The organism is Shinella lacus (genome assembly GCF_010994755.1).
In the GTDB taxonomy this organism is placed as follows: domain Bacteria; phylum Pseudomonadota; class Alphaproteobacteria; order Rhizobiales; family Rhizobiaceae; genus Shinella; species Shinella lacus.
In genome coordinates, this window is sequence record NZ_WHSB02000003.1 from 353,776 (window position 1) to 373,078 (window position 19,303).

Below are 19,303 nucleotides of genomic sequence, written 5' to 3' on the forward strand. Positions count from 1 at the left end.
ACGATGGCGGGGGATGGCGACAAGGAAAAAGAAAAGACGGAGGAGGCGCCCGATCTCGTCCGGCACTATCGCCCTGTCGCGATCCGCTCCGTGCTCGCCGCCCACGCCATGATCCCGCGAACGCCCGTGCCCACCGTCTCGGAGCCGTCGTCGGATATGGGCTTTGCCCTGCCGACGGGCTTTCATTCCGTTCCAGAGGATTGAGCCTCCCGGCTTGATTTCGCCGCGCGCATGGCGCATCTGGCATGCGACCTCAACGCGGTGGCGGTATGAAAGCAAGCGGACTGAACGTACTGGTCATCGACGAGAACCGGATTCGCGCCGCCATCATCGAGGAGGGCCTGCGCGATTCGGGCTATGACCAGGTCACCGTCATCGACGTGATGCACGGGCTCGCCCGGCGCATCGCCGATCTCAACCCGGACGTGATCGTCATCGATCTCGAAAACCCCAACCGCGACATGCTGGAGAGCATCTTCCAGCTTTCCCGCGCGGTGAAGCGTCCCATCGCCATGTTCGTCGACAAGTCGGACGAGGCCTCTATAGAGGCCGCGGTGGAGGCGGGCGTCTCCGCCTATATCGTCGACGGGCTGAAGCAGGAGCGCGTGCGGCCGATCCTGAAAATGGCGATCAGCCGCTTCAACGCCTTCTCTCGCCTCAGCCGGGAGTTGGAGGAGACGCGCGGCGAGCTGGAGAACCGCAAGGCGATCGACCGCGCCAAGGGGCTGTTGATGCGCTCACGCGGGCTTTCGGAAGAGGAGGCCTATGCGCTGCTGCGCCGCACGGCGATGAACCAGAACCGCAAGATCGTCGAGATCGCCCAAAGCCTCATCACGGCGGCCAGCCTGCTCGATCCGGGAGCCAAGGAATGACCACGCGCCACGCCATCACCGCCGGTTTCGTGCCGCTGCTCGACAGTGCGCTCCTCGTCGTCGCCCGGGAAAAGGGTTTTGCCGAGGTGCAGTCGATCGACCTTACGCTCGTGCGCGAACGCTCCTGGGCGAGCATTCGCGACCGCCTTGCCGTTCGCCAGTTCGATGTCGCGCATATCCTCGGCCCCATGCCGATCGCCTGCAATCTCGGCCTCAGTGCGCCGGCACCCGAGATGGTCGTGCCGATGGCGCTGGGTCTCGGCGGCAATGCCGTCACCGTCTCGGCGGCGCTGTGGCAGGCGATGGCGGGCGAGGGTGCGACGGCCGATCTCGATGCCCGTGCTAGTGGCGCTGCGCTCCGCAAGGTCATCGACGGGCGGAAAGGCGAGCCGCTGCGCTTCGGCGTCGTGCATCCCTATTCAGGGCATAATTACGAGCTGCGCTACTGGCTGGCGGCCAGCGGCATCGATCCGGACCGCGACATCGAGATCGTTGTGCTGCCGCCGCCGGACATGGGCGATGCGCTCGCCGAAGGCGCGATCGACGGCTATTGCGCCGGCGAGCCCTGGAACACGTTCGGCGTCATGAAACGCGGTGGGCATCTCGCCACCGTCAAGGCCGCGATCTGGCGGTCGAGCCCGGAAAAGGTGCTGGGCGTCAATGCCCGCTGGGGCGAAGGCCACCCGGAGGCGTTGGCGGCCCTGCTCGTGGCGCTCTACGAAGCGTCGCTATGGTGTGCCAGGCCGGAAAACCGCGAGGAACTGGCGCAGCTTCTGGCAAAACCCGCCTATGTCGGGCGAGATGCCGCGCTGCTGCTGCCGGCGCTGAGCGGGGAGCTTCCGGTCGGCCGCGGTGCGGTGCAAAACGTCAGGGACTTTTTCGTGCCCAATGCCAAGGCGGCGACCTTCCCGTGGAAAAGCCATGCGCTGTGGTTCTACACCCAGATGGTCCGCTGGGGGCAGGTCGCGCACACCGCCGAACGCCAGAAGATTGCCGCGGAAACCTATCGGCCGGATCTCTATCGCGCCGCGCTGAAGGGGCTCGGCATCGCCATGCCGTCGGCCAGTTCCAAGGTCGAGGGTGCCCTGACCGTGGAGACGCCGGTCGGCTCGTCCGGGGCGCTGACGCTCGGGCCGGACGGCTTCTTCGATGGCGGGCGTTTCGATCCGGATGCCGTGGATGCCTATATCGCGGCGCAAATGCGATAGCGCTTATTTTATGCGCACTGCACAAAAAGTGGCTTCGTTCGTGCGCATGCGCCAAGCATTGTCTTGCACCGTGGTTTCAAAAAATTCCCAATAACTTTTAGAATCAAGTGTTTGAAGAAACTGGCACGCTGATTGCTTTGTTTCTTGTGGGCCTTCGGGTCACGAAATCGGCGTCCAACGACGGGCGCCTCCAGCAAAGCCGCTGATCAGGATTGTGCGCACCCTTGAGGGTCGCGCGTGCCTGGCCAGCGGCTTTTTGTTTTTCAACCCCATGATGGATCGGCACGACCTTGTCGGGCCTCGGAGAAGCCATGTCTGAGAACAAGCAGCCCCTATCCCCGCGCGAACCGGCAATCGCGCTCTGGATGTCCACTTTCGCCTTCACCATCTGTTTCGCCGTCTGGACGATCTTCGCGATCATCGGCATCCGTATCAAGGATGATCTCGGCCTCTCCGAAGCCCAGTTCGGCCTGCTCGTCGGCACGCCCATCCTCACCGGCTCGCTGGTGCGCATCCTGCTCGGCGTCTGGACGCCGCGCTACGGCGGCCGCCTCGTCTATACGCTGACCATGCTGGCGGCGGCACTTTCGACGCTGCTGCTCTCCCATGCCACGACCTTTCCGCAGATGCTGCTCGCCGGCCTCGGCGTGGGGCTGGCCGGCGGGTCCTTTGCCGTCGGTGTCGCCTATGTCTCGCCCTTCTTTCCGGCGGAAAAGCAGGGCACGGTGCTCGGCATCTTCGGCGCCGGCAATGTCGGCGCTGCGCTGACGAAATTCCTCGCGCCCCTCGTGCTCGTCGCCGCCGGCTGGCAGATGGTGGCGGAACTCTGGGCCGCGGCACTCATCCTCACGGCCTGCCTCTTCTGGTTCACCACCAGCGACGACCCGGCCTTCCGCAACAGCCGCGACGGCAAGGCGCCGAAGCGCAGCCTCGCGCAGGAATTCGCGCCGCTGAAGAATGCCCGCGTCTGGCGCTTCTCGCTCTACTATTTCTTCGCTTTCGGCGGCTTCGTCGCCCTGTCGCTCTGGCTGCCGCGTTATCTGGTCGGCGTGTACGGCTTCGATATCGCCACCGCCGGCATGATCGCCGCCGCCTATTCCATTCCCGGCAGCATTTTCCGCGCCTTCGGCGGCGTGCTTTCGGACCGCAAGGGCGCGCGCAGCGTCATGTACTGGATGTTCGGTGTTTCGGCCGTCGCCACGCTCATCCTGTCGCTCCCGACCGGTGTCACGCCCATCATTTTCATCGCCGTCGTCTTCGTGCTCGGCTTCGTCATGAGCCTCGGCAAGGCGGCCGTCTACAAGCACATCCCGGCCTACTACCCCGATAGCGTCGGCGCGGTCGGCGGTGTCGTCGGCATGGTCGGCGGGCTCGGCGGCTTCGTGCTGCCCATCGCCTTCGGCCTGCTCAAGGATGCGACGGGCCTCTGGTCGAGCTGTTTCCTGCTGCTTTTCGCCGTTGTCGCCGTCTCGCTTCTCTGGATGCACCTCTCCATCCGCCAGATGGAGCGCCCCTCCGTCTCCGCCGTCGCCGCGTAATTGCAAGGAAACACCATGACTGAGAAACTCGTCATCATCGGCAACGGCATGGCCCCGGGCCGCATGCTGGAGCACCTGCTGGAAAAGGCGCCCGGCCAGTACGAGGTCACCATTTTCAACGCCGAGCCGCGGGTGAACTACGACCGCATCATGCTCTCGCCGGTGCTCTCCGGCGAGAAGGATTACGAGCAGATCATCATCCATGGCGACGGCTGGTACATCAAGCACGGCATCACGCTCTACAAGGGCCACCGCATCATCGCCATCGACCGCGATGCCAGGACGGTCACCTCCGATCACGGCGTCACCGAGAGCTACGACAAGCTGGTGATCGCCACCGGCTCCGTGCCCTTCATCATCCCCGTGCCGGGCAACAACCTGCCCGGCGTCATCACCTATCGCGACCTCGACGACGTGCAGGCCATGCTGCTCGCCGCCCAGTCGCGCGAAAAGGCCATTGTCATCGGTGGCGGCCTGCTCGGCCTCGAAGCCGCCGCCGGCCTTGCCGGCCGCGGCATGGATGTTACCGTGCTGCATGTCATGCCCACCCTGATGGACCGCCAGCTCGACCCCGCCGCCGGCTACCTCCTGCAGAAGGAGCTGGAAGGCCGCGGCATCAAGATCCTCTGCAAGGCGAACACCAAGGCCATCGTTGGAAACGGCAGAGTCGAGGGCATCGAGCTGGACGATGGCCGCATCATCCCCGCGACGCTCGTCGTGATGGCCGTCGGCATCCGCCCGAGCGTGGGGCTCGCTAAGGAGGCGGGCCTCGCCGTCAATCGCGGCATCGTCGTCGATCACGGCATGCAGACTTCGGACGGCAGCATTCTGGCGCTCGGTGAATGCGCGGAAGTGGGCGGCATGGTTTACGGCCTCGTCGCCCCGCTTTATGAGATGGCCCGCGTTGCCGCCTCGCATCTTGCCGGCGAGCGTTCCGCCGCCTTCGTCCACTCCGATACGCCAACGAAACTGAAGGTCACCGGCATCGAGCTCTTCTCGCTCGGCGATTTCGCCGATGGCGACGACCGGGAGGAGATCGTGCTGCGCGACGCGTCGGCGGGCGTCTACAAGCGGCTGGTGCTGAAGGACAACCGCATCATCGGCACTGTGCTCTATGGCGAGACGGCGGATGGCGCCTGGTTCAACGACCTCAAGAAGAAGGCGACCGACATCTCCCAGATGCGCGAGACCCTGATCTTCGGCCAGGCCTACCAGGGGGGCGCTCCGCTGGACCCTATGGCGGCCGTTGCAGCCTTGCCGGATGATGCGGAAATCTGCGGCTGCAACGGCGTCTGCAAGGGCCGGATCGTCTCGACCATTACCGACAAGGGCCTGACCTCGCTGGACGACGTGCGCGCCCACACCAAGGCGTCTGCCTCCTGCGGCTCCTGCACCGGCCTCGTCGAGCAGTTGATGACGCTGACGCTCGGCGACAGCTACAACCCGGCCGCCGTGCAGCCGATGTGCGGCTGCACCGATCTCGGCCATGACGACGTGCGCCGCCTGATCAAAGCAAAGGGGTTGAAGACCATTCCGGCCGTCATGCAGGAACTGGAATGGAAGACCTCCTGCGGCTGCGCCAAGTGCCGCCCGGCGCTCAACTACTACCTCGTTTGCGACTGGCCGGACGAATATGCCGACGACTACCAGTCGCGTTTCATCAACGAGCGCGTGCACGCCAATATCCAGAAGGACGGCACCTATTCCGTCGTGCCGCGCATGTGGGGCGGCGTCACCAATGCCGGGGAATTGCGAGCCATTGCCGATGTCGTCGACAAGTTCGAAATCCCGCTGGTGAAGGTGACGGGCGGCCAGCGCATCGACCTGCTCGGCATCGAGAAGGAGGACCTGCCCGCCGTCTGGGCCGATCTCGGCAAGGCGGGCTTCATCTCGGGGCAAGCCTACGCGAAAGGGTTGCGCACCGTAAAAACCTGCGTCGGCTCCGACTGGTGCCGCTTCGGCACGCAGGATTCCACCGGGCTCGGCATCCGCATCGAAAAGTTCATGTGGGGCTCGTGGACGCCCGCCAAGCTGAAGCTCGCCGTCTCCGGCTGTCCGCGCAACTGCGCCGAGGCGACCTGCAAGGATATCGGCGTGATCTGCGTCGACTCGGGCTTCGAGATCCATTTCGCCGGTGCGGCGGGTCTCGACATCAAGGGCACCGAGGTGCTCGGCCTCGTCAAGACCGAGGACGAGGCGCTGGAGCATATCGTGGCGCTGACGCAGATGTACCGCGAGCAGGCGCGCTATCTGGAGCGCATCTACAAATGGGCCAAGCGCATCGGCCTTGAGGAAATCCGCCGCCAGATCATGGGGGATGAGGCGAAGCGCAAGGCCTTCTACGGCCGCTTCGTCTTCAGCCAGAAGTTCGCCCAGGTCGACCCGTGGTCGGAGCGCGTCTCCGGCAAGGACAAACACGAATTCCGGCCGATGGCGACGATCGGCTACACGCAGGCCGCGGAGTGAGCAAATGGACATGAACTGGATCGCCATTGGCAACATCGCCGATATCCCGCTGCGCGGCGCGCGTTGCGTGAAGACGCCGCAGGGCAAGATCGCCGTCTTCCGCACGGCCGAAAACGAGGTCTTCGCCATCGAGGATCATTGCCCGCACAAGGGCGGGCCGCTGTCGCAGGGCATCGTGCATGCCAAGGCCGTGACCTGCCCGCTGCACAACTGGGTGATCTCGCTCGAAACCGGCAAGGCGCTCGGGGCCGACCTGGGGGCGGTGAAGACCGTGCCGCTGCGCAACGAGGACGGCGCTCTCTTCATCGCGCTCGAAAGCCTGATGATGGCGGCGGAATGATGGAAAACGAGGTAAAGACAACCTGCCCCTATTGCGGCGTCGGCTGCGGCGTCATCGCCAAGGTGGGCGACGACGGCACGGTCTCCGTCAAGGGCGATCCGGACCACCCGTCGAATTACGGGCGGCTCTGCTCGAAGGGATCGGCGCTCGGCGAGACGGTCGATCTCGACGGACGCCTCCTCCATCCGGAAATCCGCGGAACGCGGGCGGCGTGGGACGAAGCGCTCGACCTCGTCGCCCGGACGTTTTCCGCGGCCATCGCCGAACACGGCCCGGACTCCGTCGCCTTCTATGTCTCCGGACAGCTCCTGACCGAGGATTATTACGTTGCCAACAAGCTGATGAAGGGGTTCATCGGCTCGGCCAATATCGACACCAATTCGCGCCTCTGCATGTCGTCCTCCGTCGCCGGCCATCGCCGCGCCTTCGGGGCCGATACGGTGCCGGGGACCTACGAGGATCTGGAACTGGCGGATCTGGTCATCCTTACGGGCTCAAACCTCGCCTGGTGCCATCCGGTCCTCTACCAGCGGCTGGCCGCCGCCAAGGCGAAGCGGCCGGGCATGAAGATCGTCGTCATCGATCCGCGCCGCACGATGACGGCCGATCTTGCCGACCTGCATCTGGCGATCCGCCCGGACACCGATGTCGCGCTGTTCGTCGGTCTCTTCTCCCATCTCGTCCTGAACAATGCGATCGACCAGAACTATGTCGCGGCGCATACGAGCGGCTTTGCGGAAGCCTTCGTTGCCTCTTCTTCCGTCTCCTTCGCCGACGTGCTGGAGCAGACCGGCCTGCCGGCCATGCAGCTGCGCGAATTCTACCGGCTTTTCACCACGACCGAGAAGGTCGTGACCTGCTACAGCCAGGGGGTCAACCAGTCGTCCTCGGGCACCGACAAGGTCAACGTCATCCTCAACTGCCACCTTGCGACCGGTCGCATCGGCCGGCCGGGCATGGGGCCGTTCTCGCTGACCGGCCAGCCGAACGCCATGGGTGGCCGCGAGGTCGGCGGGCTTGCCAATATGCTGGCCGCCCATATGGCGATCGAGAGCGCGGAGGACCGCGACCGCGTGCAGCGCTTCTGGCAATCGCCGCGCATTGCCGAAAGGCCGGGGCTGAAGGCCGTCGATCTCTTCCAGGCGGTCGCGGATGGCCGCATCAAGGCGCTGTGGATCATGGCGACCAACCCCGTCGTCTCCATGCCGGATGCCGATGCCGTCGCGGCGGCGATCAAGGCCTGTCCCTTCGTGGTCGTTTCCGATATCCTGAAGACGACGGACACCGCCCGACACGCCCACATCCTGCTGCCCTCGCTCGGCTGGGGCGAGAAGAGCGGCACGGTCACCAACTCCGAGCGCCGCATTTCAAGGCAGCGCAGTTTTCTCGACGCGCCGGGCGAGGCCCGCGCCGACTGGTGGCAGCTTGCCGAAGTCGGCCGCCGCATGGGCTTCGCCGCCGCCTTCGATTATGAAGCGCCCGCTGAGGTTTTCGAGGAGCACGCGGCACTTTCCGCCTTCGAGAACGAGGGCGGTCGCGATTTCGACATCGGTGCCTATGCCGGGCTCACCCGGCAGACCTACGATACGCTCGCCCCGTTCCAATGGCCGCAGCCGGCGGAGGGCGGCAAGGCCGAAACCCGTTTTTTCGCCGACGGTGGCTTCTACCACGCGGACGGCAAGGCGCGGTTCGTCGCGGTCGAGCCGACCCTGTCGGACCGCACCAGCACGGCCTATCCGTTCACCCTCAACACGGGCCGCATTCGCGACCAGTGGCATACGATGACCCGCACGGGGAAAAGCGCGCGGCTGTCCTCGCATATCGCCGAGCCCTTCGCGGAGCTGCATCCGCGTGATGCGATGGAGATCGGGGTCGGCAATGCCGGCCTCGTCGAAATCGAAAGCCCGCAGGGCAAGGCGGTCGTGCGCGCCCTTATCACCGATCGCCAGGCGCGCGGCAGCCTCTTCGTGCCGATGCACTGGAACGATCAATTCGCGGCGGCGGGCCGTATCGATGCCGTCGTGCCGCCCGTGACCGACAGGATCTCCGGCCAGCCCGCCTCGAAAAACGTCGCCGTCGCGGCCCGCAAATTCAAGGCGGCGCACTACGGCTTCGTAGTGTCGCAGGCAAAGCCTGACGATCTCGATGCGGCCTATTGGGCGCTGGCGAAAGCGGAAGGCGGGTGGCGGCTCGAACTGGCGTTCGACCAGCCTGTCGAGGACTGGTGCGAATGGTGCCGTAAAACCCTGTCCATTCCCGACGGCATTGAGCCGCTCGGTTATACCGATCGCCCGTCCGGCGAGATCCGGCTCGCCTTCTTCGATGGCCCGCGCCTGCTCGCGGCCTTTTTCCTGGCGCGCGAGCCGGTCGCCGTCGCGCGCAGCTGGGCGGTCGCGCAGCTCGGTGCCGAACACGCCAACCTGCGCAAGCGCTTCGCCCTCGTCGCTGGACGCCCGGGCGCCGACAAGCCGGACCCCGGCGCAACGGTCTGCGCCTGCTTCGGCGTCGGCGTCAACCAGATCGTCGCCGCCGTGCGCGGCGGCTGCCGCAGCGTCGACGCGGTGGGCAAGGCGCTCAACGCGGGAACCAATTGCGGGTCCTGCCGCGGCGAAATTCAAAACATCGTCGATGGATGCCTCGCCGCCGCGGCGGAATGAAGGGGGAGGTGCTTCAGCCGAACTCCACCGTCACGAAGACCAGTTCCGTGGTGCCGGTGTTGGTGAGGTCGTACACGAAGGCTGTGTCGGACGTCAGGTCCGGAAAGTGACGCGTGTCGCCGGCGGCATAGGTCACGTCGACGACGCGGCCGTCGCCATAGCGGGAGCGCGCCGTGCCATCGCCCAGCACCGTCCAGAAATACGGCCTGTCATGCCGGTGCGGCGCCAGGCTTTCGCCCGGCTGGAGCCGCAGGTGCCAGATGCGCATGCCGGGCTGATCGAGCACCAGCACGGTGCCGATCCTGTCGTTTGCCCGCGCCGTCGCGCGTTCCGTTTCCGAGAGCGGCGTCATGCGGCGCTGCTCCAGGCCGGGTAGGTGGCGTAGCCTTCATTGTCGCCGCCGAACAGCGTCGTCGCGTCGAAGGTGGCGAGCGGCAGGTTTTCGCGGTAGCGGCGCGGCAGGTCGGGATTGGCGATGAAGGGGCGTCCGAAGGCGGCGACATCCGCCAGTCCCTCCGAAAGGATCGCCTCCGCCCGCTGCGAGTCGTATTTGCCGGCGACGATGATCTTGCCGGAAAAGGCCGCCCGCAGATCGCGGCGGAAGGAGGCGGGCGTGACGGGCGCATCGTCCCAGTCGGCCTCGGCGAGGTGGATATAGGCGAGCCCGAGACGGTCGAGTTCGCGCGCCGCCTTCAGCGTCGTCGGCACGATCTCGTCGTCGACCATGCCGCGCTGGGTGATGAACGGCGACAGGCGGATGCCGGTGCGCGCAGCACCCGCCTCGGCCGCGACGGCTTCCGCCACTTCGACGAGAAAGCGGATGCGGTTCTCCTGGCTGCCGCCATAGTCGTCCGTGCGCTGGTTTGCCGAGCGGCGCAGGAACTGGTCGACCAGATAGCCGTTCGCGCCATGAATTTCGACCCCGTCGAAACCGGCCTTCATCGCATTGGCCGCCGCCCTGGCGAAAGCGCCGACGACCGCGCTGATTTCCTCCGTCGTCAGCGCCCGCGGCACCGGGCAATCGGCAAGGCCGCCTTCGCCTGTCGCGGGATCAACGATCCAGACTTTTGCCTCGGGCGAAATGGCGGACGGGGCGACCGGCAGGCCATCGGCATGGAAGCTCGCATGGCTCATGCGGCCGACATGCCAGAGCTGCAGCACCATGCGCCCGCCGGCCGCGTGCACCGCATCGGTCACCGCGCGCCAGCCCGCAACCTGTGCGTCGGAATGAATGCCGGGCGTGAAGGAATATCCTTGTCCTTGCGGCGAAATCTGCGTCGCCTCGGTGATGATGAGCGCGGCGGAGGCGCGCTGGGCGTAGTAGCGCGCCATCATCTCGTTCGGCACATTGCCGGGCTGCGTGCTGCGCGCGCGGGTCATCGGCGCCATGGCGATGCGGTGCGGCAGGTCGATGGCGCCGAGCGAGACGGGCTGGAAAAGCGAAGCGGTCATGGTCGTCCTCGATGTTTAGGCAGCGGATAAGCCCGGCCGCCATGGTTAGAGGTGGACAGTACTGCTTGCGGAAACTCCCGATAATTGCTTTGATCCGGAAATCATAATTCGGAAAAGCCGATCAATGCTGCTTGAAAACCTGTCTCTCTTCCTGCGCATCGTCGAGAAAGGCGGCCTCGCCGTCGCGGGCCGCGAGGTCGGGCTTTCGCCCGCGACCGTCTCGGAGCGGCTCGCCGCGCTGGAGGCCTATTACGGGGCAACGCTGCTCACCCGCACGACACGCGCCATCAGTCTGACGGAGGAGGGGCGCGCGCTCGTCGAAGGCGCCCGGCGGCTGCTGGCGGAGGCGGAGGAACTGGAAAGCCGCGTGCGGCGCGGCGCAGATGTCATTTCCGGACCCATCCGGCTGAGTGCCCCGGAAGATCTCGGCCGCCGCCTGCTGGTGCCGGTCATCGATGCCTTCCTCACGGACCACCCCGCGGTGACGATCGATCTCAACCTGACGGATGGTTATGTCGATCTCGTCGGGCAGGGCATGGATTTCGCCATCCGGCATGGTGTGCTCGCGGATAGCAGCCTCCGGGCGAAACCGCTCGGCGACAACCGTCGCATCGTCTGCGCCTCGCCCGCCTATCTGGAAAGGCACGGCACGCCGCAGCATCCGGACGAACTCGAAAACCATGAATGCATCGTCATGCGCTTCGGGCAGAACATCGACCGCGAATGGTCCTTCGTCATCGATGGCGTGGTTCGAAAGGTCACCGTGCACGGCCGGCGCGTGGTGAATGACGGCGGGCTGGTGCGCCAATGGTGCAAGCAGGGGCTGGGCGTCGCGCTCAAATCAATCCGCGACGTCGATGCCGATCTCGCCTCCGGCGCGCTGGTGGAGCTGCTCAAGGATTTTTCCACCGGCAGCACGGCCTTGCAGATCGTCTATCCGCCAAGCGCCGTCCAGCCGCGGCGCGTGCGCCTGTTGATCGAGCGCATCGCCGCGGCCCTTTCACCGGGCCGCGGCGCCTAGTCGTCAGGCGGAGACCTGGTTGAGGAAGATCAGGCGCAGCGGCTCGGCGAGCAGGTCGTCGATCGTCACGGCGAAGGCTTGGAAATAATCCGCCGCGACGTGCTCATCCAGCGCCGCCTGGCTTGCGAAGGCTTCGCGCATATAGAAGGTGCCGGGCTCGTCACGCAGCTCGAAGAGCACGTAGTCGAGATTTCCGGGCTCCGCGCGGGTCGGCTCGATGAGCGCGAGCAGGCCCGCGCGCAACGCGTCCCGGTTGCCGGGTTTGGCCTTCAGAACGGCGATGGCGATGAGTTTTTCGGCTTGTGTCGTCATCGTCATGTCCCTCCTCAGAAGCCTTCGAGCACGATCTTGCCCTTGGCCTTGCCGGATTCGATGAGCGCATGGGCGCGCTTGAGGTTTTCCGCATTGATGGCGCCGAAATGGTCGGCAAGCGTCGACTTGATCTTGCCGGCATCGACCAGTTCGCTGATGCGGTTCAGCAGGTCGTGCTGCTTTTCGATATCGGCGGTGGCAAACAGCGAGCGGGTGAACATCAGCTCCCAATGCAGCGAGATCGACTTGCGCTTCAGCGGCAGGGCGTTCAGCACCTTCGGGTCGTCGATCAGGCCGAACCGACCCTGCGGCGCGATCAGTTCGACGATGTCGGCGAGATGGTCGTCCGTGTTGGTCGTGGAGAAGACGAAGGCGGGCTGGCCGATGCCGAGCGCCTCGACCTGAGGGGCCAGCGGCTGGCGGTGGTCGACGACATGGTGGGCGCCGAGCGACTTCACCCAGTCCTGAGTTTCCGGCCGGGACGCGGTGGCGATTACCGTCAGGTCGGTCAGTGCGCGGGCGATCTGGATGGCGATCGAGCCGACGCCGCCGGCGCCGCCGATGATGAGGATGGCGTTTGCGGCGCCGGCAACCGGACGGGTGACCTCCAGCCGGTCGAACAGCATTTCCCAGGCGGTGATCGAGGTCAGCGGGAGGGCGGCAGCGGCGGCGAAGTCGATCGACGCTGGCTTCCTGCCGACGATGCGCTCGTCGACGAGGTGGAACTCCGCATTGGTGCCGGACCGGTTGATCGCGCCGGCATAGAAGACAGCGTCGCCCGGCTTGAACAGGCTGGCCTCCGGCCCGACGGCGGTAACGACACCGGCGGCATCCCAGCCAAGCACTTTCCAGTCGCCCGGTTCCGGCTTGGCGGAGGCGCGGATCTTGGTGTCGACCGGATTGACCGAAACGGCCTTCACCTCGACGAGGATATCGCGCCCCTGCGGCTCGGGCCGCGGCAGGTCGAAATCGACAAGCGCCGTCGCGGCATCGATCGGTTGCGGGGTCTGGTAGCCAATGGCACGCATTTCAATCTCCTGAATGTGCAAAAGTCGGTTCGTATAGGGTGAAGATAGGACCATACGGCATGCCCCGATAATTTGCCGAAATCCAAAATGATAATTCGAATTTTTCGAAGTTGTCTTCCGGGCGTGCCGTGGGGAGCCTTCGGCGTTGACAAGCGGGCGTGAAGTTCTCATATATAAAATAGTAATTCAAATAAGAATTCTGCGGAATCTTTCGAGGCGTCGCAGGGAGGAGCCTTCATGCAGGATGAACCCGGATTGCTCGCCGGTCTGACCGTGGTCGATATGAGCCAGTTCCTTTCCGGCCCCTATTGCTCGCTTCGGCTGCTCGACCTCGGCGCCCGGGTCATCAAGATCGAGCGGCCGGACGGCGGAGACCTGTCGCGTCGGCTCTATCTCAGCGACACCGAGGTCGGCGGCGATTCGACCCTGTTCCACGCCATCAACCGTGGCAAGGAGAGCCTCGGCATCGATCTCAAGAACCCGGACGATCTCGCCTTCCTGCGCAAACTCATCGCGAGGGCCGATGTGCTGATCCAGAATTTCCGCCCGGGCGTCATCGAGCGCCTCGGCCTGGATTATGCGGCGGCGAAGGCGATCAACCCGGCCATCGTCTATGCCTCGATCAGCGGTTACGGCGAGGATGGCCCCTGGGTGATGCGGCCGGGGCAGGATCTTCTGGCGCAGGCGCGTTCCGGCCTGATGTGGCTGAACGGCGACGAGGAGCAGGGGCCGGTGCCGTTCGGTCTCGCGGTTGCCGACATGCTGGCCGGCGCCAATGCCTGCCAGGGCATTCTGGCGGCACTGGTGCGGCGCGGCATTTCCGGCAAGGGCGCCCATATCCAGACAAGCCTGCTCGAAGGGCTGGTCGATTTTCAGTTCGAGGTGCTGACGACCCATCTCAACGACGGCGGGCGCAAGCCGAAACGCTCCGGCTTCCGCAGCGCGCATGCCTATCTTTCCGCGCCCTACGGCGTCTATCCGGCGAAGGACGGCTATCTGGCGATCGCCATGACGCCGCTCGGCCGGTTGCAGGATCTCTTGCAGATCGAGGCGCTTGGCATCTATCGCGACGACAGCAAGGCGTGGTTCACGGCGCGCGATGCGATCAAGCGGATCATTGCCGAGCGCATCGCGACCGAGACTGTCGACCATTGGCTGTCCATCCTCGAACCCGCGGATATCTGGTGCTCCAAGGTGCTGGAATGGCCGGAACTGCTGGCGAGCGACGGTTTCCGCATGCTCGACATGTTGCAGACGGTCACCCGCGAAGACGACGTCTCGATCGGCACGACCCGCTGCCCCGTGCGCGTCGACGGCCGCCGGCCGCGCGGCGGGCAGGCGGCGCCGCGGGTCGGCGAACATACCGGCCGCATCCGGGCGGAGTTCGCCTGATGGGCGGCGTCACCCTGAAGGGCATGACCTGGAGCCATCCGCGCGGCTACGATCCGATGGTGGCCTGCTCGGACGATTGGTTGCAGAAGACCGGCGTCGCGCTCGAATGGGACAAGCGCTCGCTGCAGGATTTCGAGAGTTTTCCCGTCGAAGAACTGGCGCGCCGCTACGATCTCATCGTGATCGACCATCCGCATGTCGGCCAGATCACGGCGGAAAACTGCCTCGCGGCTCTGGATGAGCCGGACCGGGAGACCGCCTTCGCGGCGCTGGCCGAAGGCTCCGTCGGCAAATCCTTCCCAAGCTACAACTGGCAGGGCCGCCAATGGGCGTTCCCGATCGACGCGGCGACGCAGGTGCTGGCCTTCCGGCCGGACCGGCTCGACGCGCCGCCGACAACCTGGGCGGAGGTGCTCGACCTTGCAAAAGCCGGCGAGGTGCTGCTGCCGCTGCGCCCGCCGCATTCGCTGATGTGCCTGTTCACGCTGTGCGGCAATCTCGGCCACCCATGTTCGGTGGAGCGGGACCGGCCGTTCGTCGATGCCGAGACCGGCGTCCAGGCGATCGAGATGATCCGCGAACTGGCGGCGCTCGTCGATCCCGCCTGCATCGGCATGGACCCGATCGCCGTGCTGGACCTGATGGGCGAGGAGGGCGCGCGCTACAGCCTCTCGCCGCTGATCTACGGTTATGTCAGCTATTCCCTCGAAGGTTTTCGCGCAAACCGCATCGCCTTTGCCGATATGCCAGTTGCCGGCGCTGGCGGGCCGGTCGGGTCGGCGCTTGGCGGCACGGGCATTGCCGTCTCGGCTTTCTCCGAAAACCGCGAGGCGGCCATCGATTTCGCTTACTGGATTGCGGGCGGCGCGGTGCAGGCCGGTCGCTACTGGCGTTCCGGCGGCCAGCCCGGCCATGCCGCGGGCTGGGAGGATGAGGCGGCCAATGCCGCGACGCTGGGCTTCTACCAGAACACTCGCAGCACGCTGGAAGGCGCCTGGCTGCGGCCGCGCCATGACGGCTACATGCCGTTCCAGGAGGCTGCGTCGCAGCGCATCAACCGAGCCGTGACGAGCGCGGAGCCGGCGGTGAAGGCCGTGGCCGACCTCAACGATCTGTTCGTCAGGAGTTTTCGCTAGGCGCTCACGCCTCCGGCTTGCCGTCCCGGTATTTGACGGTCTGGATGTGCTCGCAATAGAGCACCAGCTCGCCTTCGCCTTTGAAGACCTCGTAGGAGGCGCGGATGAGGCCGAGCGCGTCATATTTCGGCTGTTTGTCGAGATTGGTGCGGATCGTATAGATCGTGTCGCCGATGAAGACGGGCTTGATAAAGCGCAGGCGATCATAGCCGTAGGAGAAGGCTTTGACGCAGTTGGTCGCCACCAGCCCGAGACCGGCCGAAAAGACGAAGGCGCCGGCCACGAGGCGGCGGCCGAACAGGCCTTCCGTCTCGGCAAAGATCTGGTCGCCAACATAGGGGTGCATGTCGAGCACCAGCGCGTTGAACTGCATCGATTCGCCCTCGGAAATCGTGCGGCGCAACGAGCGGATCTTATGGCCGACCGCGAAATCCTCGTAGAACCAGTTCTCCGAATTCCACACCGGCAACGCCGCATGGGCCTCCGGCATGGTTTTGGGATGAGTACTTTCGATTCCGACGGTCGACGTCATGCTTGGCTCCTCTGAACGAGAAGACCATGTCACAGAAGAATGATATATTCAAATACGAATTGATTAATCGCCGGGCTTGAAGTCGGCGCCGGTCATTTCGGAAAGCTTGCTGGTCGTCTCGCTGATGAGCTGGATCGTCGTGGAAATGTCGGGCGCGACAGGTGTGTTGATCAGCGTGATATAGGGCACGGTCAGGGCGGCGATCGCGGTGCCGTCCGCGCCGAGCACGGGGGCCGAGAGGTTGATGACGCCGGCCGTCTGCGCGCTCGGCATCATCTCGTAGCCGCGCGTGCGGATGAGATCGAGCCGCGCCAGAAATTCCGGCGTCACGCGCCCGTCCGTGCCGCCATCGCCGACATGTTCGGCGATCATGCGCTCGCGTTCCAGCCCGGGGCGGAAGGCGAGCAGCACATGGCCAGAACCCGTATCGAACAGGCCGATGCGCGAGCCGACGCGGATGGAAATGCCCCAGTAACCCGGGGCTTCCTGCTGGGCGATGACCACCGGATTGCCGCGGTCGAAGACGACGAGCTGGTTGGCCTGGCGCGAGGCTTCGGCAAGCTCGCGCATCAGCGGCACGGCGAAGGAAACCAGACGCCGCACCGGAGCGTGGAGCTGCGCGAGGCCGAAGAGTTTCAGCGTCAGCGAGAAGCGGTCGCCGTCGATGCGGGTGACGTAGCCCCGTTTCACGAGGCGGTCGAGCATGCGGTAGAATTCGTTCGGGCTGCGGTCGAGCCGCTTGGCGATTTCCGCCTGCGTCAGCCCGCCATCGACGCCGGCGAGCAGTTCCAGGATGTCGAGGCCCTTGTCGAGCGCCGGCGCGCGGTAGCGATCGTTTTCGTCTTCCGACACCTGAAATCCCTCTAGTGAATGAGTAAATTCATATACGCAGAAATACCCCATGGCAATGCCGGAATCCGGTTTTCCGCTTGACGATGAATGAATAATTGGTTTGTATATGAATGAAGCTCTTATTGGTGAGGGCTGGCGAAAGCCACATGGGAGGAGAACATGTCGAGATTTCTAGCCGGCGTCGCGGTCGGTGCATTGATGTGCGCGGGTTCCGCGCTCGCTGCGGACCTGCCGGGAAAATTCGAGGGCGTCACCGTCGATGCGAAGCTCATCGGCGGTCAGCAGTATGAGGCGCTCTACGCGCGCATCGCTGAATGGGAAAAGGCGACGGGCGCCAAGGTGAACGTGCTTTCGAAGAAGAACCACTTCGAGCTGGACAAGGAAATCAAGTCGGATATCGCAACGGGCAACATCACCTGGTGCGTCGGCTCGAACCACTCGTCCTTCGCCCCGCAATATCCGGATATCTATACCGATCTTTCGGCCCTGCTGCCGAAGGAGGAGATCGACGCCTTCGTGCCGGCCAACATTTCGTCCTCGACGCTCAGTGGCAAGCTGGTGATGCTGCCGCGCGCGCAGTTCGACGTTTCTGCGCTCTACTACCAGAAGAGCCTCTACCAGGATGACGCCAAGAAGGCGGCGTTCAAGGAAAAATACGGCTACGACCTGACCCCGCCGGACACCTGGCAGCAGGTCACCGACCAGGCGACGTTCTTCTCCAATCCGCCGGATTTCTACGGCACGCAATATGCCGGCAAGGAAGAGGCGATCAACGGCCGCTTCTATGAAATGCTGGTGGCCGAAGGCGGCGAATATCTCGACGCCGACGGCAAGCCGGCCTTCAATTCGGAAGCGGGCGTGCGCGCCCTCGACTGGTTCGTCAACCTCTACAAGGCGAAGGCCGTGCCGGCCGGCACGACGAACTATCTGTGGGACGATCTCGGCCAGGGCTTTGCCTCCGGCACCATCGCGGTCAACCTCGACTGGCCTGGCTGGGCAAGCTTCTTCAACGACCCGAAGTCGTCCAAGGTCGCCGGCAATGTCGGCGTGAAGGTGCAGCCGGCCGGTTCCTCCGGCAAGCGCACCGGCTGGTCCGGCCACCATGGCTTCTCGGTCACGGAAAGCTGCGCCAACAAGGAAGCCGCCGCCTCGCTCGTCTGGTTCCTCACCAACGAGGACAGCCAGAAGCTGGAATCCTCCGCCGGTCCGCTGCCGACGCGCACGGCCGTGTGGGATTTCAACATCAAGCAGGCTGAAAGCGATCCGTACCGCAAGGAAGTGCTGACCGCCTTCCAGGAAGCCGCGAAGAACGCCTTCGCGGTGCCGCAGACGGCATCGTGGATCGAGATCTCCAACGCCGTCTATCCGGAGCTCCAGGCCGCTATCCTCGGCGACAAGACCTCCAAGGAAGCGCTGGACGCCGCCGCCGAAAAGGCGACGCAGATCCTCGAAGACGCCGGCGCGCTCTAAGACCAACCTGTGGCGCCGGGCAACTGGCGCCACTTGCCACCCCTTTTGACATTCCGGAAAATTTCAACGCCGCCGGTTTCGGCAGGCGGGTTTTCCCTGCATTCGTGAAGACTGGAGAAGCCGATATGAAAGGCTGGAGGCCACCGGCACCGTTTCTGCTTCTACTGCCCGCCATCCTGGTGCTGGCAGCCGTCGTCATCGTCCCGCTCATCCTGTCGCTCTATTCGAGCTTCACGCCCTTCCGGCTGACGCAGCCGGCCTCGCTCTATATGTTCGTCGGCTTTCGCAACTATGCGCGCATCCTGACGGACCTGGAGTTCTGGACGGCGTTCGGCCGCACTGTGTTGCTTTTGACCGTCGCGCTCAATGTCGAGATGCTGCTCGGCCTCGGCCTTGCCATGCTGGTGGAGAAGGCGACGCGCGGCCAGCGCCTGCTGCGCACCATCATGATGTTTCCGATGATGTTCTCTCCGATCCTCGTCGGCTTCCAGTTCAAGTTCATGTTCAACGACAATATCGGCCTCGTGAACAACGCCCTGCAATCGCTCGGCCTGACCGACCAGGCGATCCCGTGGCTGATCGACGGCACGCTCGCCTTCACGGCGATCCTGATCGCCGAAGTCTGGTCGTCCACCTCGGTCTTCGCGATCCTCATCCTGGCCGGCCTGCTCGCCATGCCGAAGGAGCCGATCGAGGCCGCCCGCGTCGATGGCTGCACGCCCTGGCAGACATTCCGCTACGTCACCTGGCCCTTCATCATGCCCTTCGCCTATATCGCCATGACCATCCGCTCGCTCGACGTTGCGCGTGCCTATGACATCGTCAAGATTATGACGGATGGCGGCCCGGCCAAGCGCACGGAGCTGCTCTGGACGCTCGTCTCGCGCACCGCCTATGCCGATGCCCGCATGGGTCTGGCGAACGCCATGGCCTATGTCGCGATCCTGCTTTCCATCCTCTTCACCGTCTATTTCTACCGCAAGCTTGCGGCGGCGCGGACCCAGATTGCGGCGGAGTGGTGAGTACG

At 64.9% G+C, this 19,303-nt stretch carries 18 protein-coding genes; 12 read left to right on the forward strand and 6 right to left on the reverse strand.

All coding sequences use genetic code 11. The features are described from left to right. Window positions 1-3 precede the first annotated feature (3 nt). The 7 genes from GB927_RS09725 to GB927_RS09755 all read left to right on the forward strand — a co-directional run bounded on the left by GB927_RS09725 (window position 4) and on the right by GB927_RS09755 (window position 9,081). A complete protein-coding gene (locus GB927_RS09725) occupies window positions 4-204 on the forward strand; it encodes a hypothetical protein (RefSeq protein ID WP_256116545.1) in 201 nt (66 codons plus the stop codon). 65 nt (window positions 205-269) lie between these two features. Then, entirely contained in the window at window positions 270-872 is a 603-nt protein-coding gene (locus GB927_RS09730; RefSeq protein WP_256116546.1) for an ANTAR domain-containing response regulator, read from the forward strand. After that, window positions 869-2,080 carry a CmpA/NrtA family ABC transporter substrate-binding protein gene (locus GB927_RS09735; RefSeq protein ID WP_256116547.1) on the forward strand — a complete coding sequence of 404 codons (1,212 nt, stop codon included), beginning with the start codon at window positions 869-871 and terminating at the stop codon, window positions 2,078-2,080. The genes GB927_RS09730 and GB927_RS09735 overlap by 4 nt, the downstream gene beginning before the upstream one ends. A gap of 311 nt (window positions 2,081-2,391) precedes the next feature. Next, on the forward strand, window positions 2,392-3,618 hold the full coding sequence (locus GB927_RS09740) for an MFS transporter (protein ID WP_256116548.1): 1,227 nt from the start codon (window positions 2,392-2,394) through the stop codon (window positions 3,616-3,618). Between the two features lie 15 nt (window positions 3,619-3,633). Next, window positions 3,634-6,084, forward strand: a complete 2,451-nt coding sequence (nirB, locus tag GB927_RS09745; protein WP_256116549.1) for a nitrite reductase large subunit NirB — start codon at window positions 3,634-3,636, stop codon at window positions 6,082-6,084. Window positions 6,085-6,088: 4 nt separating this feature from the next. Then, a complete protein-coding gene (gene nirD, locus GB927_RS09750; protein WP_256116550.1) occupies window positions 6,089-6,424 on the forward strand; it encodes a nitrite reductase small subunit NirD in 336 nt (111 codons plus the stop codon). Further along, window positions 6,424-9,081, forward strand: a complete 2,658-nt coding sequence (locus GB927_RS09755) for a nitrate reductase (RefSeq protein WP_256116986.1) — start codon at window positions 6,424-6,426, stop codon at window positions 9,079-9,081. Before nirD ends, GB927_RS09755 begins: the two co-directional genes overlap by 1 nt. A 13-nt stretch (window positions 9,082-9,094) precedes the next feature. Here GB927_RS09755 and GB927_RS09760 read toward each other — a convergent pair whose 3' ends face one another. After that, a complete protein-coding gene (locus tag GB927_RS09760) occupies window positions 9,095-9,433 on the reverse strand; it encodes a cupin domain-containing protein (protein WP_256116551.1) in 339 nt (112 codons plus the stop codon). Further along, the gene (locus tag GB927_RS09765) at window positions 9,430-10,533 is read right to left on the reverse strand and encodes an alkene reductase (RefSeq protein WP_256116552.1); all 1,104 of its coding nucleotides are present in this window, start codon (window positions 10,531-10,533) and stop codon (window positions 9,430-9,432) included. The genes GB927_RS09760 and GB927_RS09765 overlap by 4 nt, the downstream gene beginning before the upstream one ends. Window positions 10,534-10,657: 124 nt before the next feature. On the opposite strand from GB927_RS09765, the gene GB927_RS09770 reads away from it, so the two are divergent. Beyond that, window positions 10,658-11,554: a LysR family transcriptional regulator gene (locus tag GB927_RS09770; RefSeq protein ID WP_256116553.1), complete on the forward strand. Its 897-nt coding sequence runs from the start codon at window positions 10,658-10,660 to the stop codon at window positions 11,552-11,554. A 3-nt stretch (window positions 11,555-11,557) separates the two neighbouring features. Here GB927_RS09770 and GB927_RS09775 read toward each other — a convergent pair whose 3' ends face one another. Together GB927_RS09775 and GB927_RS09780 are read right to left on the reverse strand one after the other, a co-directional pair. Then, on the reverse strand, window positions 11,558-11,866 hold the full coding sequence (locus GB927_RS09775) for a putative quinol monooxygenase (RefSeq protein WP_256116555.1): 309 nt from the start codon (window positions 11,864-11,866) through the stop codon (window positions 11,558-11,560). A 14-nt stretch (window positions 11,867-11,880) separates the two neighbouring features. Further along, on the reverse strand, window positions 11,881-12,894 hold the full coding sequence (locus GB927_RS09780) for a zinc-binding alcohol dehydrogenase family protein (protein WP_256116556.1): 1,014 nt from the start codon (window positions 12,892-12,894) through the stop codon (window positions 11,881-11,883). Between the two features lie 237 nt (window positions 12,895-13,131). Between GB927_RS09780 and GB927_RS09785 the strand changes: the two genes are divergently transcribed. Then, a complete protein-coding gene (locus GB927_RS09785) occupies window positions 13,132-14,286 on the forward strand; it encodes a CaiB/BaiF CoA transferase family protein (RefSeq protein ID WP_256116558.1) in 1,155 nt (384 codons plus the stop codon). Beyond that, on the forward strand, window positions 14,286-15,422 hold the full coding sequence (locus tag GB927_RS09790; RefSeq protein ID WP_256116559.1) for an extracellular solute-binding protein: 1,137 nt from the start codon (window positions 14,286-14,288) through the stop codon (window positions 15,420-15,422). Before GB927_RS09785 ends, GB927_RS09790 begins: the two co-directional genes overlap by 1 nt. A gap of 4 nt (window positions 15,423-15,426) precedes the next feature. On the opposite strand, the gene GB927_RS09795 is transcribed toward GB927_RS09790, so the two are convergent. Both GB927_RS09795 and GB927_RS09800 read right to left on the reverse strand, forming a co-directional pair. Then, window positions 15,427-15,954 carry a MaoC family dehydratase gene (locus GB927_RS09795; protein ID WP_256116560.1) on the reverse strand — a complete coding sequence of 176 codons (528 nt, stop codon included), beginning with the start codon at window positions 15,952-15,954 and terminating at the stop codon, window positions 15,427-15,429. A gap of 63 nt (window positions 15,955-16,017) precedes the next feature. After that, window positions 16,018-16,806 (reverse strand): IclR family transcriptional regulator, encoded by a 789-nt coding sequence (locus GB927_RS09800; RefSeq protein WP_256116561.1) that lies wholly within the window; start codon window positions 16,804-16,806, stop codon window positions 16,018-16,020. A 159-nt stretch (window positions 16,807-16,965) separates the two neighbouring features. Between GB927_RS09800 and GB927_RS09805 the strand changes: the two genes are divergently transcribed. Together GB927_RS09805 and GB927_RS09810 are read left to right on the forward strand one after the other, a co-directional pair. Beyond that, window positions 16,966-18,276 (forward strand): ABC transporter substrate-binding protein, encoded by a 1,311-nt coding sequence (locus GB927_RS09805; RefSeq protein WP_256116562.1) that lies wholly within the window; start codon window positions 16,966-16,968, stop codon window positions 18,274-18,276. Between the two features lie 125 nt (window positions 18,277-18,401). Continuing rightward, entirely contained in the window at window positions 18,402-19,298 is an 897-nt protein-coding gene (locus GB927_RS09810; protein WP_256116563.1) for a carbohydrate ABC transporter permease, read from the forward strand. Window positions 19,299-19,303 lie beyond the last annotated feature (5 nt).